Here is an 18,936-nt window from a genome sequence, read left to right as displayed (position 1 = left end):
CAAGATGCAACATCTTCAAACAATTTTTGCCCTACTCAAACTCGATAACCTCAATATTCTGCGCGATAAAACGCTGCTGATGATGCTTTTTTTGCCCTTTTTGCTTATGTTTGGCTTAAAGTTGGGGATAGATTCTTTACTCGGGCTTGTTCCCCAAATGGAAACGTACTTACCGCTGACGGCGGCGGTATTGGCTACCACAACGGGGCTGCTGGGCGGCTATGTTGTCGCTTTTGTGATGTTGGACGAAAAAGACGAAAATACCTTTGTCGTGATTCGGGTCATGCCCCTCCCTACGTGGCTTTTTTTGCTTTATCGCCTGCTCTATGCTTGGGTGTGGGCATTTGCCTTTACCCTGCTGACCTTCTTGGTTTTTGATGTGTTGGATTATACTTGGGTGCAAAAAGTTTCCGCTGCCTGCCTTTGCGCCCAAACTGCGCCGCTGGCTTTTTTGCTTGTCGTTACTTTTGCAAAAAACAAAATAGAGGGTATGACTTTTATCAAGGGCATCAATTTTATCGTGATGCTGCCTGCGGTGGCGTTTTTTGTTGGTGAAATGTTACAACCTATCTTTTTTATTTTTCCTCATTTCTGGACTTTTCTAAGCCTACAAAAGCCAAATGGGGTTGCGGTGTTTGCTTCAATAATGACACACCTATTGAGTGGGGTTTTTCTTTTTCGCCTTTTTGCTAAAAAAAATAGGTAAAAAGGGCGCGATTTTCTCAAATTCCCTACTTTTATGTAGGGAAAAGCGCACTACTTTTGGGGCTTTTTAATGACAATCTTCTATACTTGTCGGATTTGCCAAAATATTGAGGTAAGATTGATAACCAATATACATCAGCCAAAGCCCCAAGCCTACGAAGGCGAAAGGATAAATTTGGCGAAGCCTTTTGCGCCACTGCTGCGAAAGGCGATTGCCCAGAAAAAAGGCGGTCATCATCAGCGGGAAAGTGCCTAAGCCAAAAAAGAGCATGTAGAGTGCGCCCTGCGTGCTATCGCCTGCCGCTACCGCACCCATCAGCCCCATATACACCAAACCACAAGGCAGAAAGCCATTTAAAACTCCCAGAAAAAGGAAAGAAAAGAGTTGTGTTTTTTGTTTTAAAACTGCGCCGATTCCCTTTTGCACCTGTGCAAAGAGGTAGCGCATGAGGCTCAATTTGGCAACCCAAGTATCTAAATTGATAGAAAAAATGCCAATCAGCACCATCAGCAAGCCCATTAAAACTGCAACATAGGGCTGCCATTCGGCAAAAAGCACCGCTTTTCCTATCCAGCCTACTACCAGCCCCATGCTTGTGTAGGTCAGGAGACGACCTAAATTGTAAAGTAGATTAGAAAAAATACCATTTTGGTTGTTAGATTTGCCAAAAGCAAGTACCAAAGGCGCACACATGCCTAAACAATGCGTGCTGCCCAAGAGTCCTAATAAAAATGCAGACCAAATGACCATCAATTAGTTCTGTTCTTTTTGAATGTCCTTTTCCAATGCTGCCATATAGACGGCATCTACGGCTTCTTCTATGGTGGGTAAAATGGTTAGCACATTGTCTAATTTTGAAATCTTAACTAATTTCAAAACATGTTCGCTAACACCTGCCATCACCAAAGAGCCTTCTACTTGTTCGGAAAGGCGTTTGGCTACCAGAATGGCACTCAAACCCGAAGAATCGACATATTTGACCATCGACATATCCAAAATGAGATTCACCATGCCCGTTTGGTAGAGGGTAAAGAATTCGGTCTTCAACTTTGGTGCGATTGTCGTGTCTAACTTTTCTTCATGAATATGAAAGAGTGTGTATTTATCCTGCTTATCTATGAGATACTTCATTTTTTTGCTTTTTTTGGTTTGATTTTTTTGAATATTTGAGGGGTATAATAGGCTATAAAAAAGAAGGAAATTCGAGGGAACAAAGCAAATTTCTTATGTAGTGCAAGATACAAAAAAAATCATACTCTCGCGCTTTTTTCTCTCGAATTGCGTAATTTTATTTTTTTTTAAACCCAAGAAGCCTCATGTATTACACCGACTCGATTGGACACACTTGCCGGATTGCTACGCCGCCGCAGAAGATTATTTCCTTAGTGCCTTCTCAAACCGAATTGCTTTTTGACTTAGGTTTGGAAGAGCGTGTAGCTGCCCTGACCAAATATTGTATTCACCCGAAGGAAAAAGTGCGGAAAAAGCCAAAAATAGGCGGCACTAAAGATTTTAATATCGACAAAATTTTAAGTTTCAAACCCGACCTTGTCATTGCCAACAAAGAAGAAAACACCAAAGAAGGTATCGCCGCACTCCAAAAGCAAGTTCCCATCTGGACAAGCGACATTTTTAAGCTCGAAGAGGCTCTAAAAATGATAATAGAAATAGGAAAAATTACAAATACAGTAGAAAAAAGCGAAATTTTAAAAAAAGAAATACAAACTAATTTTGAAAATTTGGCACGAAAAATTCCCAAAGAAAAGCCTAAATTGCGCGTTTTGTACCTGATATGGAAAGAACCTTACATGGCGGCAGGTAGCCAAAATTTTATAGATGATATGATTAAAAGGGCAGGATTTGAAAATGCCCTCACTGCGCCGCGCTACCCCATCTTAGAACTATCTGATATAGAGGCACTTAGACCCGATTTGTTGTTTCTTTCCACTGAACCTTATCCTTTCAAAGCCGTTCATTTTGAGGCACTTCACAAGATTCTGCCCTATACCAATTTAGCAACAGATTTCCATTTGGTAGATGGCGAATTGTTTTCTTGGTATGGCAGTCGCCTTTTGAAAAGCCCCGCTTATTTTGCGGAGCTATTTCAAAAAATAAGCTCAAATAGAAGTTAAGAAATTAAAAATATATTTCACAATTTGGCAAAAGCTCACGAATTTTCTCCTTTTCTGCTTCAGAAAAGTTGTTGGACTTTTTCTTATCAGATTCCAGAAATTTGCTATTGCTCAAATGCAAGACCCTTAACTTTTCAAGTCCCAAAACTGCCGTTGGCAGCGTATCAAGCCCCAAATTTCCTAAATGAAGCTCCTCTAATTGTGGCAAAAGGACAAGGGTTTGATTGAGGGCTTCGAGCGGAAGGGGGTTCGCGCTCAAAACAAGGTAGGTAAGATTTTTCAGTTCTCCCATTTCTTTTGGTAGGCTGCTTAGTTGATTATTTCCCAAGCCAAGTGAAGTTAAGTTTTTCAGCTCGCCGATTGCTTTGGGCAGTTGGCTAAATTGATTTGTTCCTAAACTAAGCGAAGTTAGGTTTCTTAATTCCCCAATTTCTTCGGGCAAACTACTTAGCCGATTGCTCCCCAAATTAAGAGTCGTTAAATTTTTCAACTCGCCAATTTCTTTGGGTAAATTATTTAATTGATTTCCATACACATAAAGAATCTTTAAATCTTGTAATGCGCCAATTTGAGTGGGCAGACTGCTTAATTTATTGCTATATAAATAAAGCAATTTTAAGTTTTTTAATTCCCCTATCTCTTTTGGTAGCTCGCTTAGGTGGTTTCCGCCCAAGCCAAGAAACTGCAAATTTTTCAAGTCTTTGATTTCACTCGATAGGCTATGAAATTGATTCCAACCCAAATCAAGCCAAGTTAGGTTTTTCAATTCACTCAATTTTTTAGGCAAACTATTAAATTGATTGAAACTTATATCCAGTTTTTCTAAAAAGTTAAGGTCGCTTATTGCGTTAGGTAGGTGATTGATTTGAGAGTAACGCAACTGCAAAACCTTCAAATTTTTTAGTTGAGCGATTTTGGCAGGCAGAATTTTGAAGTCGTTGTATTTAAGATAGTTGCCATTTAACATCAAAATTTCTAATTGCTGACGTTCTAAAATTTCATCGGGAAAGGCTTTGAATTGTGTATCTGTGAGGTCTAAAGCCTTTGTTTGGGTGCTAAGGTCGGCAATTTGGTAGGCTGCGCTATAGCGATTGCCAGCAGTATCCAAAAGAAAATCTTGGTGGTGGTGCTTCACTTTTGCAAAGCCATATATAAACTGTTCGACTTTGCTCCACTCGCCTAATTTTTCTATTCTCTCGCCTTTTTTATCAATGAAATAAAACTTATCAGAACCGTTTATATAACTGTAAGCTATTGCAAAATTTTCATACGTGAAGTAAATTTTATCCACTAACTTATTTTTTTCACGCAAATCATTTTCAAGTTGATTTTTTTTACGATTTAATTCTTCAAAAATAGCCATAATCCTGACTTGCGCTTGGGGGGCTTTTTCCGAACAATCTGCAAGGGCGGCTAAGTAGGCAGAAATAGCTTCTTGATAGTTTTTGGCATGGTGGTCTTTTTCGCCTTTTTGCATCAGGGCTTCAAAATGCTCGCAGGGTTTGGATTGTCCGAATAGAAAGGCGGTGAAAAATAGGAAGGGGAGGGCAAAAAGTAGTGTTTTCATAAAAGTCTATTGTTTTTTGTTTTGTAAAGGGGATTTGATAAAATTAATCTTTGAAATGAAATAGTAGAAAACAGGGTAAGATTTAAAAAAGGCGTATGATTTTGAAAGTTTGCAGAGAGGCGGACTGATTTAGAAAAAAAGTAAGAGGGAGGTACTGCCATCTTGCTTTTCGTCCTTATTTCTTGTCCTTATTTTTTGTCATTACTTCCTGCCCAACTATCTTAATTTTACTCAAAAAAAGTAAAATGCGGTACTGAAAAGGAAATCAATTAGGCAAATAGAAAGAAAAGCCGTATTTTTGTCTGAATTTAGCCCTTGTAGCTTTCCAAACCTTCACCTTTCTCTCAAAATCTGAATTTTTGCCCGATTTCATACCTCTATATTATGGACAAATTCTCTTATCTCTCTAATGCGGAAGTAGGCTACATAGACCAACTATACCGCAGCTACCAACAAAATCCGCACTCCGTAGAAGAGAGCTGGCGCAATTTTTTCGAAGGCTTTGAGTTTTCACAAGCCGACTATGACGCGGAAAATGGCACACTTGTAGCCAACGGTAGCCCTAAAACAACCTTTGCCAATGGCAGCGCAGTGGGCATAGATGAAGATATGCTCAAAAAAGAGATTTCGGTCAAAAAGCTCATCGACGGCTACCGCTTGCGCGGACACTTGCAAGCCAAAACAAACCCTGTGCGCCCCCGTCGCGACCGAAAGGCGCGTTTGGCGTTGGCAGACTTTGGCTTATCAGAAGCCGACTTAGACACGTCTTTTCGTGCAGGGAATGAAATTGGATTGGGCAAAGCCACACTACGCCAAATCATCGACCACCTCAAAAAGATATACGAGGGCGCAATCGGCTTCGAATTTATGGGGATTCGCGACCCTGATATTCGCTATTGGTTTAGAAAAAAAGTAGAAACAGAATATCCTGCTTTCCAACTTTCTACCCAAGAGAAAGAACGCATCTTGCGCAAACTCAATGAATCTACGATTTTTGAGAACTTCTTACATACCAAGTTTATCGGTCAGAAACGCTTTTCTTTGGAAGGAGGCGAATCTACCATTCCTGCCTTAGACGAAATTATTACCACTGCCGCCGAACAAGGGGTAGAGGAGGTAGTCATTGGCATGGCGCACCGCGGACGTTTGAACGTCTTAGCAAACATCATGCAAAAAACTTACGAGCATATTTTTACCGAGTTTGAAGGGTATGTTTCCGAAGAGAGTTTGGGCTTAGGTGATGGTGATGTGAAGTACCACATGGGCTTTTCTTCTTTGGTAGAAACGCCAAAAGGGAAAAAAGTACATCTCAAACTTGCGCCAAATCCTTCACACTTAGAGGCTGTAAATCCTGTGGTGCAGGGTTTTGTGCGTGCCAAAATAGACCACAATTATAGCCGAAACCCGAAGCGTGCGCTGCCTATTCTTATTCATGGTGATGCCGCCTTAGCAGGGCAGGGAATTGTCTATGAAATTGCGCAGATGTCCGAACTGCCTGCCTATCAGGTTGGGGGTACAATTCATTTTGTCATCAATAATCAGGTAGGTTTCACCACCGACTTTGACGAGGCGCGTTCTTCAAATTATTGTACCGATATTTCGCAACTCACCGAAGCTCCCGAAATTCACGTCAATGGCGACGACCCCGAAGCGGTAGTTTTTGCCGTCCGCTTGGCTACCGAATTTAGACAGCAATTTGGCAAAGACGTGTATATAGATTTGGTCTGTTATCGCAAGCATGGGCATAACGAGTCAGACGAACCCAAATTTACGCAGCCTTTGCTCTACAATCTTATTTCGAAGCACCCCAATACGCGCCAAATCTATATCAATAGGCTCAAAAATGAAAATGCAGCCATGGCGGAGCTTGCCGATAAGATGGAAAAAGAGTTTAAGGCAATGCTGCAAGACCGTTTAGATGATGTTCGTCAGAAGGCACTGCCCTACAAGTATCAGGATTTGGAGCAAGATTGGAAAGCCCTTCGCCGTGCCACACCCGCAGATTTTGAAACTTCGCCCGATACCAGCATTTCGGCAGAGATGATAGAAAAAGTAGGAACAGCCCTCACTACTTTGCCCGAAGGCTTCAAACCTTTGCGACAGATAGAAAAACTCCTTTCCGAGCGCAAGGAACGCTTCTTCGAAACCAAAAAATTGGCTTGGCCTGATGCCGAACTTTTGGCTTATGGTTCTTTGCTTTTAGAGGGAAGCCCTGTTCGTATGAGCGGACAAGATGTGCGTCGAGGCACGTTTTCACATCGCCACGCCGTTTTGGTAGATGCCGAAAAGAATCAGCAGTACAATAGCCTCAATGCTCTTAGTACGGGCAATTTGCCTACTTTCGAAATTTACAATTCCTTGCTTTCCGAGTATGGCGTTTTAGGCTTCGAATTTGGTTATAGCATGGCAAATCCCAACGCCCTTGTGATTTGGGAAGCCCAATTTGGCGACTTTGCCAATGGCGCACAGGTGATGATAGACCAATTTATCAGCAGCACAGAAAGCAAGTGGAACAGAATGAACGGCGTTACGCTTTTGCTGCCACATGGCTATGAAGGACAAGGACCCGAACATTCGAGCGCACGTTTGGAGCGTTTCTTACAGCTTTCGGCGGAATACAACATGGTAGTAGCCAATCTTACTTCGGCGGCAAACCTCTTTCACTTGCTTCGCCGTCAGGTGAAGTGGGAGTTTCGCAAGCCTTGCGTCGTGATGTCGCCTAAGTCATTTTTGCGTCGTGAAGAGTTTTATTCGGATATGACCGAATTTACACAAGGCAAATTTGAAGAAATTTATGGCGATACCTATGCGGAGGCTAAAAAGGTGAAGCGCGTTTTGGTCTGTTCGGGAAAGGTCTATTACGATTTAGACAAAAAACGACAAGAAGACGGGCGAAAAGATGTGGCTATCCTGCGTCTGGAGCAGCTTCACCCTTTCCCCAAAAAGCGTTTCTATGAAGAATTGGCAAAATACAAGAAAAATGTCGAGGTCGTTTGGGTACAGGAAGAACCCGAAAATATGGGCGGCTGGGAGTTTTTCTTGCGTATGCTCTACAAAGAGTGGGAAGGTAGTAAGTTGAAAGTTATCTCACGCAAAGCCAGTGCCTCGCCTGCCACAGGGTATTACAAGGTACACAACAAAGAGCAGGAAACTATCGTCAATACTGCCTTTGCTGAAACCATTTAAACCCAATCGCTTTTCTGATACCCCCAATAGGCGGTGAGCTTATTGGGGGATTTTGAAGTTTTTTGGCTATACTATTCTACCAGAGTTTTACACAATGCAAATCAACGCTACCATAACGGGACTACAATACCAAGTATTTCTTGCCAACGAATTGGAAACAATTAATGGCAAAGATTTTGATATAAATACTTGTCCAACTTCCTGCATTTATTCTGAAAAGAAACTAAATTTTGCGATTTCAAAATGGGTTTCGCCCAAGCGAACAAGGTCGTATCCTTATGAAAGAGTGTATAATACTTTGGCAAATGGCAAGAAAATTACTGTTATTCCTGTGGTGAAAGATGAAGGTTTTGATGGTGATAGGGATTTTATTCAGTGGGATACAGTTTCTATGATGTCCTTGCTTGATGTGTATGTAATTTTAGCGTATTACGACAAAGCAGAAAAAAATGATAATTATGACAACAAAATTACCAACCAAGCGTTTGATAATCAGTATGTTTTAGCCAAAATTCAAGAAATTTCAGTCTATCATAGTTCCGCTCTACACTGGAATTTGCAGGAGTTAAATGATAATTTTTCGGATATAATCGGCAAAGTAAAAAGTAGTTATGCTAAAATAAGCAAGAAAGCAAAAGTGCAAATGCACAGCGAAAAAGGCATAGACGATTTTGCGACAATGATTAGCAAAAGTGCCAAAGAATTTATGGAGTTTTCACGCCAAAAAGCAAAAGACGCACAGAACAGAGAATTTGTAACCCTGCAACCCAAAGAAGTTTTAGAAACTTTGACAAAGGCAAAAATTACGATTACAAACTATTTAGGCGGACAATATTTTTTGACAGTTGATGAAATAAGAATAGACAACAAAGATGTTTATTTAATAGAAGGAAAACACTCAAAATCAAGCCTTCTGCCGAGCAAAAGCGACATTAAAGACGGTTTGCTCAAAATGATTTTATATACCAATTTGAAAAATACAGAAGTAAATGGAAAAGCAAAAAATGCAAGTCCTGTTTTACTTTTGACTTCCTCTAAACTAAAATCAGAAATCAATTCAAATGCTGAAAATGCAAAGCTAGACAAATTTTTCACCAAAAACAAGTTTAAAGACACACAAAAAGAATTAATTACGAATCTATTTGAAGAAGCACAAATAAACAATTTTTTGGTAATTTTAAAAAAAGCATAAAATTATGATAAAAAGCCCACTAAGATACCCTGGCGGAAAAAGTAAAGCATTAGAGCAAATTTTGCCCTTAATTCCTCATTTTGAAGAATTTAGAGAGCCTTTTGTGGGTGGTGCTTCAGTTTTTTTGGCATTAAAACAACTTTATCCTGATAAAAGATATTGGATAAATGATTTATATTTTGAATTATATAAATTTTGGGAGTACGCACAAAAAGACTTACAAAGTGTTGTAAATCAGGTAAATATTTGGAAAAATGAATTTGAAAATGGTAAAGAGTTACATAAATTTTTAGGTAAAAATATCGATACTTTTGATGATATAAAAAAAGCAAGTGCTTTTTTTGTGTTTAATAGAATTACCTTTTCAGGTACGACCGAAGCAGGAGGTTTTTCAGAGCAAGCCTTTCAAAAACGATTTACAGAAAGCAGTATTCAACGTTTAGGACTTTTAAAAAATGTAGTTAAAAATACAAAAATCACCAACTTAGACTACGAAAAAGTTGTAAAAACAGAAGGGGAAAACGTATTTATTTTTCTTGACCCACCTTATTTTTCTGCCACTAAATCAGCACTTTACGGCAAAAATGGAAAATTGCATAAAGGTTTTGACCACGAAAGATTTGCAGAAGTGATGAAAAATTGTCATCATAAATGGTTGATAACTTACGATAATTGCGACTATATCAAAGATTTATTTTCTTTTGCCAATATTACCGAATGGAACTTAATGTATGGTATGCGAAACGTAAATTCGGCAAAGCCAAACCAAGCAGAAAATTCAGACCAATTAGGAAAAGAGGTTTTTATAGCAAACTTTGAACTAAATAATTCGAAGATAGTAACGAAAAAATGCACCGCGCCTAACCTTATCTTTAAATGATAGACCAACAAAGTCTAACCTTGTTAGAGGCGTTTCTTACTACAAAAAATAGCTAAAATATAAAAAATTAGACAAGAGCAAAAAACTTACCCTTGTCTAATTAAACTATGCAGCATTAAATCTGTATTTTTCAAATAAGCATTTATTTCCCTTCTAAAGCCCAATCTTCCATTTTTTCCTCTTTTGCCGAGGGGGTATCGTCGTCTAAATTTGAGGGCTTGGCAAGTGAAAATTTGAGTATGAAATATCCTATTAGACCTGCAATAAAGGAAGCAGATAGGATTCCGATTTTGGCTTGTAGGATATAAGTTTCGTTTTCAAAAGCCAATGAGGTAATAAAAAGCGACATGGTAAAGCCGATGGCGGCTAAAAAAGCAACGCCTATCAGGTGCAAATAGGTCAGGCTTTTGGGCAGTTTGACAATTTTTAGCTTTTCGAAAAGAAAGACGAAGCCTACAATTCCTACCACCTTTCCCAAAATGAGTCCAAACATTACGCCCAAAGCCACAGGGCTTTTAAAGGCAGCTCCAATATCGCCTGAAAGGGCAACCCCAGCATTGGCGAGGGCAAAAATGGGCATCACGACAAAAGCCACTAAGGGGTGCATGGCGTGTTCGAGCTTTTGTAGGGGCGGAATGGCGGAATCGGTTGTGATTTTGATGTCGTCTAAAACCTCCTGCATCTGTGGCGTTATCATCGAGCTTGAAGTAGGGGGGCAGGCTTCAAAACGCGCCAACAGAAATTTCATCTTTTGCTCATACGCCACTTTGGAAATGCGCACCGAGGCGGGAATGGTGAAGGCTGCCAAGACCGCCGCAATGGTCGCATGCACGCCCGAAAGCAAAAACGCCAACCACAAGCCGCCAATACCCAGCACGCCATAGACCAAAACATGGCGAATCCCCAGACGATTTGCCCCAAACATCAGACCCAAAAAGAGCAAGCCAATGCCCACATGTAGGAGTGAAATTTTTGAAGTATAAAAAATAGCAATCACCAAGACTGCACCCAAATCGTCTATTATCGCTAAGGCAGTGAGAAATATTTTGAGAGAAAGTGGCACGCGCTTGCCCAAAAGGAAAAGCACGCCCAAAGCAAAGGCAATATCGGTAGCCATTGGGATACCCCAGCCACTTATTGATTCAAAATTCGCATTAAAACGCCAATAAATCAGGGCAGGCATCAGCATGCCACCTATGCCCGCCACGATAGGCAACAGCGCGTTGCGTGGGCGCGAAAGCTCGCCTTCCAAGATTTCACGCTTCAATTCTAAGCCTACCACAAAAAAGAACATCGACATCAAGCCATCATTTATCCAATACAAAAGCGGCTTGCTCAATTTAAAAGCCCCAATGCCAATGGTAAATTTGGTCTGCCAAAGTAAAGCAAATGTTTCAGATAAAAAACTATTTGCGATAAGCAAGGACAGCAAGGCACTGATAAAAAGCACAATGCCACTAGCCGAAGAGCTATTGATAAACTGTTTTATCGGATTCGTAACCCGACCCACAGCAGGGAAGGAAGCGTTCATGAAAACAAGGGTTTAGGTAGAAAGAAAATGTCAGGAGTAGAGCGCAGTCTTAAAAGTAAAACTTTTTAAAAAGAAAAGTAGTGCGTATTTTTTGGATAGTGTTGCTATCAAAACAAAGGAGAGCAAAAAATGTTTTCTTAAAAAAGTATAAAAAAGTGCCACCGCAAAAAGCCCAAACTACTTTGTATTTAGGCTTTCAGTGTAGATTTTGATGCTTATTATTGAATACTGATAAGAGATTGCTACGAAAGTTTGAAAATAAATTTCAAATAGCTTTTACTTTTTACAATACTGCCCCTATTCCCAACAAAAGGGCAAAAAATAGCGTGCTAAGTGCCAACTTTTTAAGCAAGGGGTCTAAATTTTGTGGTTCGGCGGCTTTGCCAACTGCTATGAGATTGAAAATGAAAAAAGGAAAAGCCAATAGAAAAAGCCACTGCGTCCATTTTTGCGCTTCGAATAGGGCAAAAATAAGGGTGCTGCCCATGCCTGCTATCAAAATGACGTAGTGATAAATCTTACCATTTTCATAGCCCAAGCGGACAGGAATAGACCGCTTGCCTGCTTTTTGGTCGGACTCTATATCGCGCAAATTGTTTAGATTCAGCACGCCAACGGCAAAAAGCCCCAAACTAAGGGCAGGAAGCAAAAGGTTTGGAATAAATTTTCCTACTAATAAAAAATTTGTACCACAAACGCCTACAATTCCGAAAAAAAACAAAACCGAAATGTCGCCTAAGCCATAGTAGCCATAAGGCAAACTGCCTGCGGTGTAGGTAATGGCGGCGGCAATCGCAAAAATGCCCAAGACTAAAAACAAGACCAAGGCTTCCCAACCCCAACGGTATGCCGAAAAGAGGAGCAAACTTAGACCCGTAAAAAAGGATAAGGCGGCGAACAACCAAACGGCGCGTTTCATTTGTGCCGAAGAAATCAGCCCCTGCTGCACAGCCCTTTTAGGACCTTTGCGCTCGCTGCTATCTGCGCCGTGAATACTATCGCCATAGTCGTTTGCAAAATTGGAAAGCACCTGCAAAAAAATCGCCGTCAGGATAATAAGCACGAAGGGCAAGACCTCGAAAGCGGGGTCGGGCATTGCCAGTAAGCCGCCTGCCAAGATAGAGGAAAGCGCAAGAGGGAGCGTCCGCAAACGTGCTGCCGCTACCCAATGTTGTAGAGATGGTTTCAAAGTGATTCTGAAAAATAAGGCAAATGATACAAAATGATTCAAAACAAAACGCTATTTTTAGACTCTGTGCATCAGGCGCACGATGGAGGATTTATCCAGACGGTACTCTTCCATTGTCAGCATCAGAATTTCGAAAGATGTTTCGTATTCGTCTGCAATCACTTCGTCTGCACCTGCTTTGATAAGTTCCTCCGTTTCTTCTTGTAATTGCGTCCTGCCGACAATCAAAATGTCCTTGTTTTCGCCTCTAATTTTTTGCACCACAAGTTTATTTTGCTCCAAATCTACCCCTGTTAGGGCAACTACTCGCGCCTTTTTGATATTGACGTATTCCAAAACTTCGGTATTAGAGGCATCTCCATAGACAACGTGATGGTCTTTATCGTCTAAGGCTACCTGTGCGCTCGATTCTACGATAACATATTGCAAGCCCGTCTGTTTTGCGCCTTCTGCCAATCTGCGCCCCACGATACCAAATCCGACAATGACCAGATGGTCGTTGTATTTCTTTTCCTCACCTGCCAAAAGAGCTAAGGCTTTTGAATTGTTGGCAATGAGTTTTTTGCGCCAAGATTCGGGAAGCGGTGTTTTGAGTAGGATAAAATTGGTAATGGCGCGTGAATATTTGAGCAAAATCGGGGTGAGTATCATCGTGATGATGGCTACGGCTAAAAAGTATTGATAGACCTCGATGGGTAGAATCCCCATATCCATGCCCTGTTTTGCCAATACCAAAGAAAATTCGCCCACCTGACAAACGGCAAAAGCTACCATCAAGATTGTTTTGAAAGGAACGCCCAAAATGCCTGCTGCCAAGCCGCCAATAAGTGCCTTTACTACCAAGACAATCGCCGTTAGTATTAAAATTTCTACCCACTGCTCCATAAGAAAGCTCAAATCTAAGAGCATGCCCACCGAAATAAAGAAGATGCTCGTGAAAATTTCTTTGAAAGGTAGGATATAACCTGCTGCCTCATGGCTATACTTCGATTCGGAAATGATAAGACCTGCCAAAAAAGCACCCAAAGCCAAAGAAAGACCTGCCACAGAGGTAATCGCACCAATGGCAAAGCACATCACCAGCGTAAAGGTGATAAAAAGTTCCTTGCTTTTGGTCTTGACTACCAATTTGAAAATGCGCGGCACAATAAATTTCGTCGCTACCACTAAAAAGAGTAAGACCAGAGCCAATTTCCAACCCAAATCAAAAAGGTCTGCGCCCAAATTTTCCGTACTGCCGATAAGAATAGGGATAGAAAGCATCATGGGTACAACGGCAATATCCTGAAAGATAAGGATTGCTAAAATTATCTGACCATACGCCGTTCCTACCTCGCCTGTTATTTGCATTAATTTTAAGACAATCGCGGTACTACTTAAAGCAAAGAGATAGCCGATAAAAATCGCAATCGGCAAGTAATCATAGCTATAATAGTAGGCTAAGGCGGTAAAGACGGCTATGGTGAGAAAGACTTGTATCGAGCCGCCAAAAAAGACTGCCTTCCATATTTTCATCAGTTTGCCCAAAGAAAACTCTATGCCGATGGAAAAAAGAAGCAAAATCACCCCTATTTCTGCCAACATCTCTACGTCATGGTCGGCTTTAATCAGACTAAAACCATGAGGACCTACGATAACGCCGCTTATCAGAAAGCCGATAATGGTAGGCAATTTAAGGTAGTGCAGCACAATGATAACCAAGATAGAAACCCCTAAGACGACGGTGAGGTCTAAAAGTAAAGGCATTTGTACAGATAGGAGCATAGGCAGGGCGTTTTTTCAGATGGTTTAATAGGGTAAGAATAGAAAAAGTGTAAGCATTGAAACAGTCCCCTATTTCAACGAAAAAAAAGGAAAAGGTATTGTTAGGGCAAGATAAAGTCTTGACAAAGTTTTGATAAAGAAATTATCGCCACAAGTGCAGGCAAGTCATGTTTTTATTGAGGTTGTAGGGCGGCAGTATTATTTTCTGGTAGGTTGTATTTTTTCTGATACCCCTCTATTGCCCAACGGAGCGTTTCTGGAAAGGGGGTGAAGGAAAAGCCCAATTTTTCTATTTTTTTGCTGCTATAAGCGTGCATTTTTCGCGTATTGCGCACCAAATCGGCAGTAATGCGCGGTTCTTGCCCCGTAAAAAAGCTACGCACTGCTTCAAATCGCCATGCCAAACTGCCCAACAAGGGCGTAAGCGCACGTGAAGGCGCACGCTTGCCAAAGCCCAACGATAAGGCTGATAGCAATTCCGAATAAGGCAGATGCGCCCCATTGAGGATAAAACGCTCGCCCTCTATCGAACTTTCCAAAAGAAAAGCCACTGCACGCGCAACGTCGCGCACATCGACACAATTTGCGTACCCTTCGGGATAAAAACGCTTCTGCTCATAGACGTACTTAAAAATAGAACTGCTACTTTTTTCCCAATCGCCCACTCCCAACACAAAAGAGGGATTGACTATCACGACTGAAAGCCCTTCGGCTGCGGCACGCCACACTTCGCGCTCGGCAAAGTGCTTGCTTGTGGCATAACTTGTATGATAAACGCCATTGTCCCAGGTTTGTTTCTCATCTACTTGCAAAATCGCCCGCTTTTCCCCAGCAAGTGGCGTATAGCCCAAGGCGGCTACCGAACTGATAAAGCAAAACTTTTTGGGGGGGTAGGCTAAGGCTACGTGCAGCAGGTGGCGCGTTCCCTCTATATTGGTCTTCAACATCTGTTTTTGCCGCTTGGGAGCAAAACTGACCATCGCCGCCGCATGAATGACATAATCGATGCCTGCTTCAAAGAGCGATTCCAAGAAGACAATATCGTGCAAATCGCCCTCTGCCCAATCTATTTGATGGGCAATATCGGCAACCAAACTCATATCACTATCGGCGCGACGCAGACCCAAAGGGCGAAAACCCTTTTCTACTAAAAGACGAGCGCAGTAGCTGCCCACTAAGCCTGTCGTTCCCGTAATCAAATAACGCATACTAAAAGGGCTTTTCTGAAAATCGCTGATTGAAAAAACACAGACCAGAGGCACGAACACAGACGCACCTCCTACCTCAAAAGGCTTTCCGCTCGCCCCTATACGGCTCAAACAAAAAGGGAAAAGCCTGATTTGTGTGGGTAAAAATACGCTTTATTTTCGTTTTTTCCGCCTTTGGTCGATACTTTTTCCACTTTTCTCGCTTTTTTTTGGTTTTTGGTAGAAAAAAATCCCCTTTGATAGTATGCGTATTGTTTTTTGTGCTATCTTTGCCCTTGTTAGTAGTGATTCTATTTTTAATGATAGCAATGCTATTGTCTGACTTTGTTATACATTTAGCTTCCAACCAGTCTATCGATGTTTCATTTTTTTGTTCTGCTTAAGTTTCAATGGACATAAAAAAAACCCCGCTTCATTTGAAGTGGGGCTTTTTGTTGGTACGAGTTCGAGGATAAAATCTTATTCAAACATAGGAATTAGCCCATGTTACAATCGCATTTTTCTAAACAGGTGAAAAGGTTGAGGATATTGCGCTCTTTGATGCTGTAATAAATGTTTTTTCCTTCTCTTTGACAACTTAAAATACCTTTGAGCTTCATATTCGAGAGGTGGTGCGAGGTTAGGGATTGCTCTATTTGCAATTTTTCACACAATTCACTTACCGAAAGGCGGTCGTCTATTTCCAATAATTTGATGATAGCCAAGCGGACGGGGTGCGCCACCGTTTTAAGAATAAAAGCCGCTTTTTCTAATTTTTCCACATCAATATCTGCGAGTAGGGGAGTTTCTGTCAGGGTTTGGTCTTTCATAGGAAAATGATTAAAGGATAGTCTAAGGAATGGTCTTTGGAAAGAAAAATAGCAACAAGGTGCAAAAAGAAAGCACCGCAGCAGCAGCGAAGGGCTTTCCCAACTAAACAACCTAACGGCAAAAAGCCCTAAAAGGTTAGTCATTTTTTAACCTTTTGTAGGAGATGTTGTGCCTTTCTTGTATTGCCAAGGGCAGTGTTTGCAGCCACTTTTGCAGCAGTAGCCGCGTTTGAGATGGTACTGTTCGGTGAAGACCATTAACCCCTCCTGATTGAAGTAATAGTCGTCTTTGGTGAGCTTGGGTAGGGGTTTTTCGTTCATAAACATTCAAATTGGGAAGGTTAGCCTTTGGGCAGCACAATGCCGTGCAAGGCAATTTTCTGAATCGGATTTTGGGGGTCATTGCTCAAAACGGAGATAACCTTGTGCTGTTTGCCTACCTTATTTTGGCTCTCGAAGCGCACCTTGATTTGAGAACGCCCCTGTGGAGGCAGCGGATTTTTGTCCCACTCTACCAGCGTGCAGCCGCAAGTCGTCCTGATTTCGGCAACTAAAAGCGGTTTTTCGCCCTGATTGACATAGGTGAAAGTGCGAACAAGGCTCTCGCCCTCTGTAATGGTTTCAAAATCTTGTTCGGGGGTTTCGAAAACTAAGGTCTGTGCCTCTGCCGCCGAAAAGGGCAAGCCCAAAAGAAGGAGCAGCAGCATCTTCCGACCCAAAAATCCTAAAAAGCCCAAGAAATAGGGAAAGGTAATACGATTGGTTTGCATATTCGCGAAGTTTTTAGAAAGCAAGTATCTAAATTTACTTAAAAACGCAGAGAAGCCTTTTTTGTTGCTTATCTTTGTCGGTTCAATCCGCTTGGGCGTTCTGCTGCAAAATTTTTGCACCCCCGAATCCCCATTCTTCCTCTTTTCCAGACTCTTTCATTTCTTCTTTCCGCTTTTTGGCATGCAAATTTACCGTCGGCTTTTTGCCTATACGCGCCCTTACCGCTACTATGTGCCGCCTTATGTCTTGGCTGCCATGCTAAGTGTTATTTTTGGGGCTACCAATTTTACCCTCATCATTCCCCTGCTCAATATCCTCTTTGATGCTGAAAGTATCCAAAAACTGCCCGAAGCACCCGTTTTTCGCCTCGATTTGAACTTTATCAAAGAAAGTTTTAATTATCATTTTATCCAAATTGTGCTACAAAAAGGCAAAATGGAAGCCCTCTATTTTGTCTGTGGCGTGCTGATGGTGTCGGTGTTTTGCTCGAATGTCTTTCGCTTTATGGCTGCTTCTATCATCAATAGGACGCGCCTTTTGGGGCTTACGCGCCTGCAAAGGGCAATTTTTAGAAACTTATTAGCGCAGCCTGCCTCCTATTTCACTGATGCCCGCAAGGGCGATTTGATGTCGCGCCTTTCCAACGACGTGCGCGAGGTAGAAAGTGCGCTCTACAACGAACTCAAAACGCTCTTTATCGCGCCCTTCGAAGCCCTTGTTTTTTTCAGTATCCTGATTTTTATTTCGTGGGAACTCACCCTTTTTGCCCTTTTGGTGCTGCCTATTGCAGGAGCTACTATCGGGATTATTAGCAAAAACTTGCGCAAGTATGGCAAAAGCAACCAAGAAAAACTTGCCATGCTGCTCAATCAGATGGACGAAGCCATTTCGGGAATTAAAATCATACAAGCCTTCCAAGCCGAGCAATTTATCATTGCCCAATTTGAAAATGAAAATGAAAAATACCGCCGTTTCAATCTCAAAGCCAACAACTTATTAGACCTTTCCAACCCACTTTCCGAATTTTTGGGAATCCTCACCGTTTCGGGCATCATTATTTTTGGCAGCAGCCTTATTTTTAGTGGTGGAAATGGGCTTGAGGCGGCAGATTTTATCGCCTATGTCGCTGTTTTTTCGCAAATTATACCGCCCCTGAAATCTTTTGCCCTTTCCTTTGCGCGTTTGCAAAAGGCTAAGTCGGCAGCGCAGCGCGTTTTGGAAATTATAGATTTGAGAAGTCCGATTGTAGATGCGCCGCAGGCACAGCCTTTGAAGGCTTTCGAAAAAGAAATCGTTTTCGAAAATGTATCTTTTGCCTATAATGAAAAAGAAGTTTTAAAAAATATCAATCTGACCATCAAAAAAGGGCAAACTGTAGCCTTAGTAGGAGCTTCGGGCGGAGGAAAATCTACGTTGGCAGACCTACTTCCGCGCTTTTTAGAGCCACTTTCAGGTAGGATTCTCATTGACGGGCAAGATTTGAGAGACTATCAAATTCAGTCTTTGCGCGAAAAAATTGGTATCGTAACCCAAGAAGCTATCCTTTTTAATGCTTCGGCTGCCCAAAACATTGCCTTAGGGCTTGAAAATATTTCGCAGCAGGAAATAGAAAAAGCCGCTCAAATTGCGTATGCGCACGATTTTATCGCTGAAAAAGGCTACCAAACGCCTTTGGGTGAGCGGGGCGGCAAACTTTCGGGCGGGCAAAAGCAAAGGCTTAGTATTGCGCGTGCCGTCTTGAAAAAGCCGCAAATCTTGATTTTAGATGAGGCTACCTCGGCACTCGATTCCGCCTCCGAACAGTTTGTGCAGAAAGCCTTAGAAAATTTGATGCAGGGCAGAACCGCCCTTGTCATTGCGCACCGCCTTAGCACTATTCAAAACGCCGATAAAATTGTAGTTTTGCATCAGGGCAGTATCGTAGAAGAGGGCGACCACCAAACCTTAATCGCCAAAAATGGTTATTACGCAAAACTGACCCAGATGCAACAGCTATAGCCC

16 protein-coding genes are annotated in these 18,936 nt (G+C 41.7%); 6 read left to right on the top strand and 10 right to left on the bottom strand.

Annotated features, from left to right (window positions below; genetic code table 11):
- Positions 1–4: 4 nt before the first annotated feature.
- Complete coding sequence (locus G500_RS0117630) at positions 5–706, top strand: hypothetical protein (protein WP_027003506.1); 702 nt, start codon at positions 5–7, stop codon at positions 704–706.
- 66 nt (positions 707–772) lie between these two features.
- On the opposite strand, the gene G500_RS24055 is transcribed toward G500_RS0117630, so the two are convergent.
- Both G500_RS24055 and G500_RS0117620 read right to left on the bottom strand, forming a co-directional pair.
- Entirely contained in the window at positions 773–1,456 is a 684-nt protein-coding gene (locus G500_RS24055; RefSeq protein WP_051203821.1) for a sulfite exporter TauE/SafE family protein, read from the bottom strand.
- A 3-nt stretch (positions 1,457–1,459) separates the two neighbouring features.
- Complete coding sequence (locus G500_RS0117620) at positions 1,460–1,837, bottom strand: STAS domain-containing protein (protein ID WP_027003505.1); 378 nt, start codon at positions 1,835–1,837, stop codon at positions 1,460–1,462.
- A gap of 185 nt (positions 1,838–2,022) precedes the next feature.
- Here G500_RS0117620 and G500_RS0117610 point away from each other — a divergent pair, with 185 nt between their 5' ends.
- Positions 2,023–2,838: an ABC transporter substrate-binding protein gene (locus tag G500_RS0117610; RefSeq protein ID WP_035757905.1), complete on the top strand. Its 816-nt coding sequence runs from the start codon at positions 2,023–2,025 to the stop codon at positions 2,836–2,838.
- Between the two features lie 4 nt (positions 2,839–2,842).
- Here G500_RS0117610 and G500_RS24050 read toward each other — a convergent pair whose 3' ends face one another.
- A complete protein-coding gene (locus G500_RS24050) occupies positions 2,843–4,405 on the bottom strand; it encodes a leucine-rich repeat domain-containing protein (RefSeq protein WP_051203819.1) in 1,563 nt (520 codons plus the stop codon).
- Positions 4,406–4,789: 384 nt separating this feature from the next.
- Here G500_RS24050 and G500_RS0117595 point away from each other — a divergent pair, with 384 nt between their 5' ends.
- From G500_RS0117595 to G500_RS24040, 3 genes are all read left to right on the top strand, one after another.
- Positions 4,790–7,591: a 2-oxoglutarate dehydrogenase E1 component gene (locus G500_RS0117595; RefSeq protein WP_027003503.1), complete on the top strand. Its 2,802-nt coding sequence runs from the start codon at positions 4,790–4,792 to the stop codon at positions 7,589–7,591.
- Positions 7,592–7,742: 151 nt separating this feature from the next.
- The gene (locus G500_RS24045) at positions 7,743–8,783 is read left to right on the top strand and encodes a hypothetical protein (RefSeq protein WP_154657213.1); all 1,041 of its coding nucleotides are present in this window, start codon (positions 7,743–7,745) and stop codon (positions 8,781–8,783) included.
- 4 nt (positions 8,784–8,787) lie between these two features.
- The gene (locus tag G500_RS24040; RefSeq protein ID WP_035757900.1) at positions 8,788–9,663 is read left to right on the top strand and encodes a DNA adenine methylase; all 876 of its coding nucleotides are present in this window, start codon (positions 8,788–8,790) and stop codon (positions 9,661–9,663) included.
- 142 nt (positions 9,664–9,805) lie between these two features.
- On the opposite strand, the gene nhaA is transcribed toward G500_RS24040, so the two are convergent.
- The 7 genes from nhaA to G500_RS0117550 form a co-directional block, all read right to left on the bottom strand.
- Positions 9,806–11,194: a Na+/H+ antiporter NhaA gene (gene nhaA, locus G500_RS24035; protein WP_086047955.1), complete on the bottom strand. Its 1,389-nt coding sequence runs from the start codon at positions 11,192–11,194 to the stop codon at positions 9,806–9,808.
- 283 nt (positions 11,195–11,477) lie between these two features.
- On the bottom strand, positions 11,478–12,383 hold the full coding sequence (locus tag G500_RS0117575; protein ID WP_086047957.1) for a 1,4-dihydroxy-2-naphthoate polyprenyltransferase: 906 nt from the start codon (positions 12,381–12,383) through the stop codon (positions 11,478–11,480).
- A gap of 57 nt (positions 12,384–12,440) precedes the next feature.
- Entirely contained in the window at positions 12,441–14,147 is a 1,707-nt protein-coding gene (locus G500_RS24030) for a cation:proton antiporter (RefSeq protein ID WP_086047954.1), read from the bottom strand.
- A gap of 173 nt (positions 14,148–14,320) precedes the next feature.
- Entirely contained in the window at positions 14,321–15,355 is a 1,035-nt protein-coding gene (locus G500_RS24025) for an NAD-dependent epimerase/dehydratase family protein (protein WP_035757897.1), read from the bottom strand.
- A 476-nt stretch (positions 15,356–15,831) separates the two neighbouring features.
- Positions 15,832–16,164: an ArsR/SmtB family transcription factor gene (locus G500_RS0117555; protein ID WP_051203833.1), complete on the bottom strand. Its 333-nt coding sequence runs from the start codon at positions 16,162–16,164 to the stop codon at positions 15,832–15,834.
- Positions 16,165–16,311: 147 nt separating this feature from the next.
- The gene (locus G500_RS26075) at positions 16,312–16,485 is read right to left on the bottom strand and encodes a C1orf53 family protein (RefSeq protein ID WP_161626154.1); all 174 of its coding nucleotides are present in this window, start codon (positions 16,483–16,485) and stop codon (positions 16,312–16,314) included.
- Positions 16,486–16,505: 20 nt separating this feature from the next.
- On the bottom strand, positions 16,506–16,934 hold the full coding sequence (locus G500_RS0117550) for a DUF1573 domain-containing protein (protein WP_051203815.1): 429 nt from the start codon (positions 16,932–16,934) through the stop codon (positions 16,506–16,508).
- A gap of 181 nt (positions 16,935–17,115) precedes the next feature.
- Between G500_RS0117550 and G500_RS0117545 the strand changes: the two genes are divergently transcribed.
- Positions 17,116–18,933 carry an ABC transporter ATP-binding protein gene (locus G500_RS0117545; protein ID WP_027003498.1) on the top strand — a complete coding sequence of 606 codons (1,818 nt, stop codon included), beginning with the start codon at positions 17,116–17,118 and terminating at the stop codon, positions 18,931–18,933.
- Positions 18,934–18,936: the final 3 nt, after the last annotated feature.

Origin of the sequence: Hugenholtzia roseola DSM 9546 (genome assembly GCF_000422585.1) — a bacterium.
Lineage (GTDB): Bacteria > Bacteroidota > Bacteroidia > Cytophagales > Bernardetiaceae > Hugenholtzia > Hugenholtzia roseola.
Note: the sequence above shows the minus strand (reverse complement) of the source record. Positions and strands in the feature narration are given on the sequence as shown.

Bases quoted from the DNA above. Each gene is read 5' to 3' on its own strand.
- nhaA (WP_086047955.1), bottom strand. From the start codon at position 11,194: ATGAACGCTTCCTTCCCTGCTGTGGGTCGGGTTACGAATCCGATAAAA.
- G500_RS24030 (WP_086047954.1), bottom strand. From the start codon at position 14,147: ATGCTCCTATCTGTACAAATGCCTTTACTTTTAGACCTCACCGTCGTC.
- G500_RS0117630 (WP_027003506.1), top strand. From the start codon at position 5: ATGCAACATCTTCAAACAATTTTTGCCCTACTCAAACTCGATAACCTC.
- G500_RS0117550 (WP_051203815.1), bottom strand. From the start codon at position 16,934: ATGCAAACCAATCGTATTACCTTTCCCTATTTCTTGGGCTTTTTAGGA.
- G500_RS24050 (WP_051203819.1), bottom strand. From the start codon at position 4,405: ATGAAAACACTACTTTTTGCCCTCCCCTTCCTATTTTTCACCGCCTTT.
- G500_RS0117595 (WP_027003503.1), top strand. From the start codon at position 4,790: ATGGACAAATTCTCTTATCTCTCTAATGCGGAAGTAGGCTACATAGAC.
- G500_RS0117610 (WP_035757905.1), top strand. From the start codon at position 2,023: ATGTATTACACCGACTCGATTGGACACACTTGCCGGATTGCTACGCCG.
- G500_RS0117555 (WP_051203833.1), bottom strand. From the start codon at position 16,164: ATGAAAGACCAAACCCTGACAGAAACTCCCCTACTCGCAGATATTGAT.
- G500_RS24055 (WP_051203821.1), bottom strand. From the start codon at position 1,456: ATGGTCATTTGGTCTGCATTTTTATTAGGACTCTTGGGCAGCACGCAT.
- G500_RS0117545 (WP_027003498.1), top strand. From the start codon at position 17,116: ATGCAAATTTACCGTCGGCTTTTTGCCTATACGCGCCCTTACCGCTAC.
- G500_RS24025 (WP_035757897.1), bottom strand. From the start codon at position 15,355: ATGCGTTATTTGATTACGGGAACGACAGGCTTAGTGGGCAGCTACTGC.
- G500_RS24040 (WP_035757900.1), top strand. From the start codon at position 8,788: ATGATAAAAAGCCCACTAAGATACCCTGGCGGAAAAAGTAAAGCATTA.
- G500_RS26075 (WP_161626154.1), bottom strand. From the start codon at position 16,485: ATGAACGAAAAACCCCTACCCAAGCTCACCAAAGACGACTATTACTTC.
- G500_RS0117620 (WP_027003505.1), bottom strand. From the start codon at position 1,837: ATGAAGTATCTCATAGATAAGCAGGATAAATACACACTCTTTCATATT.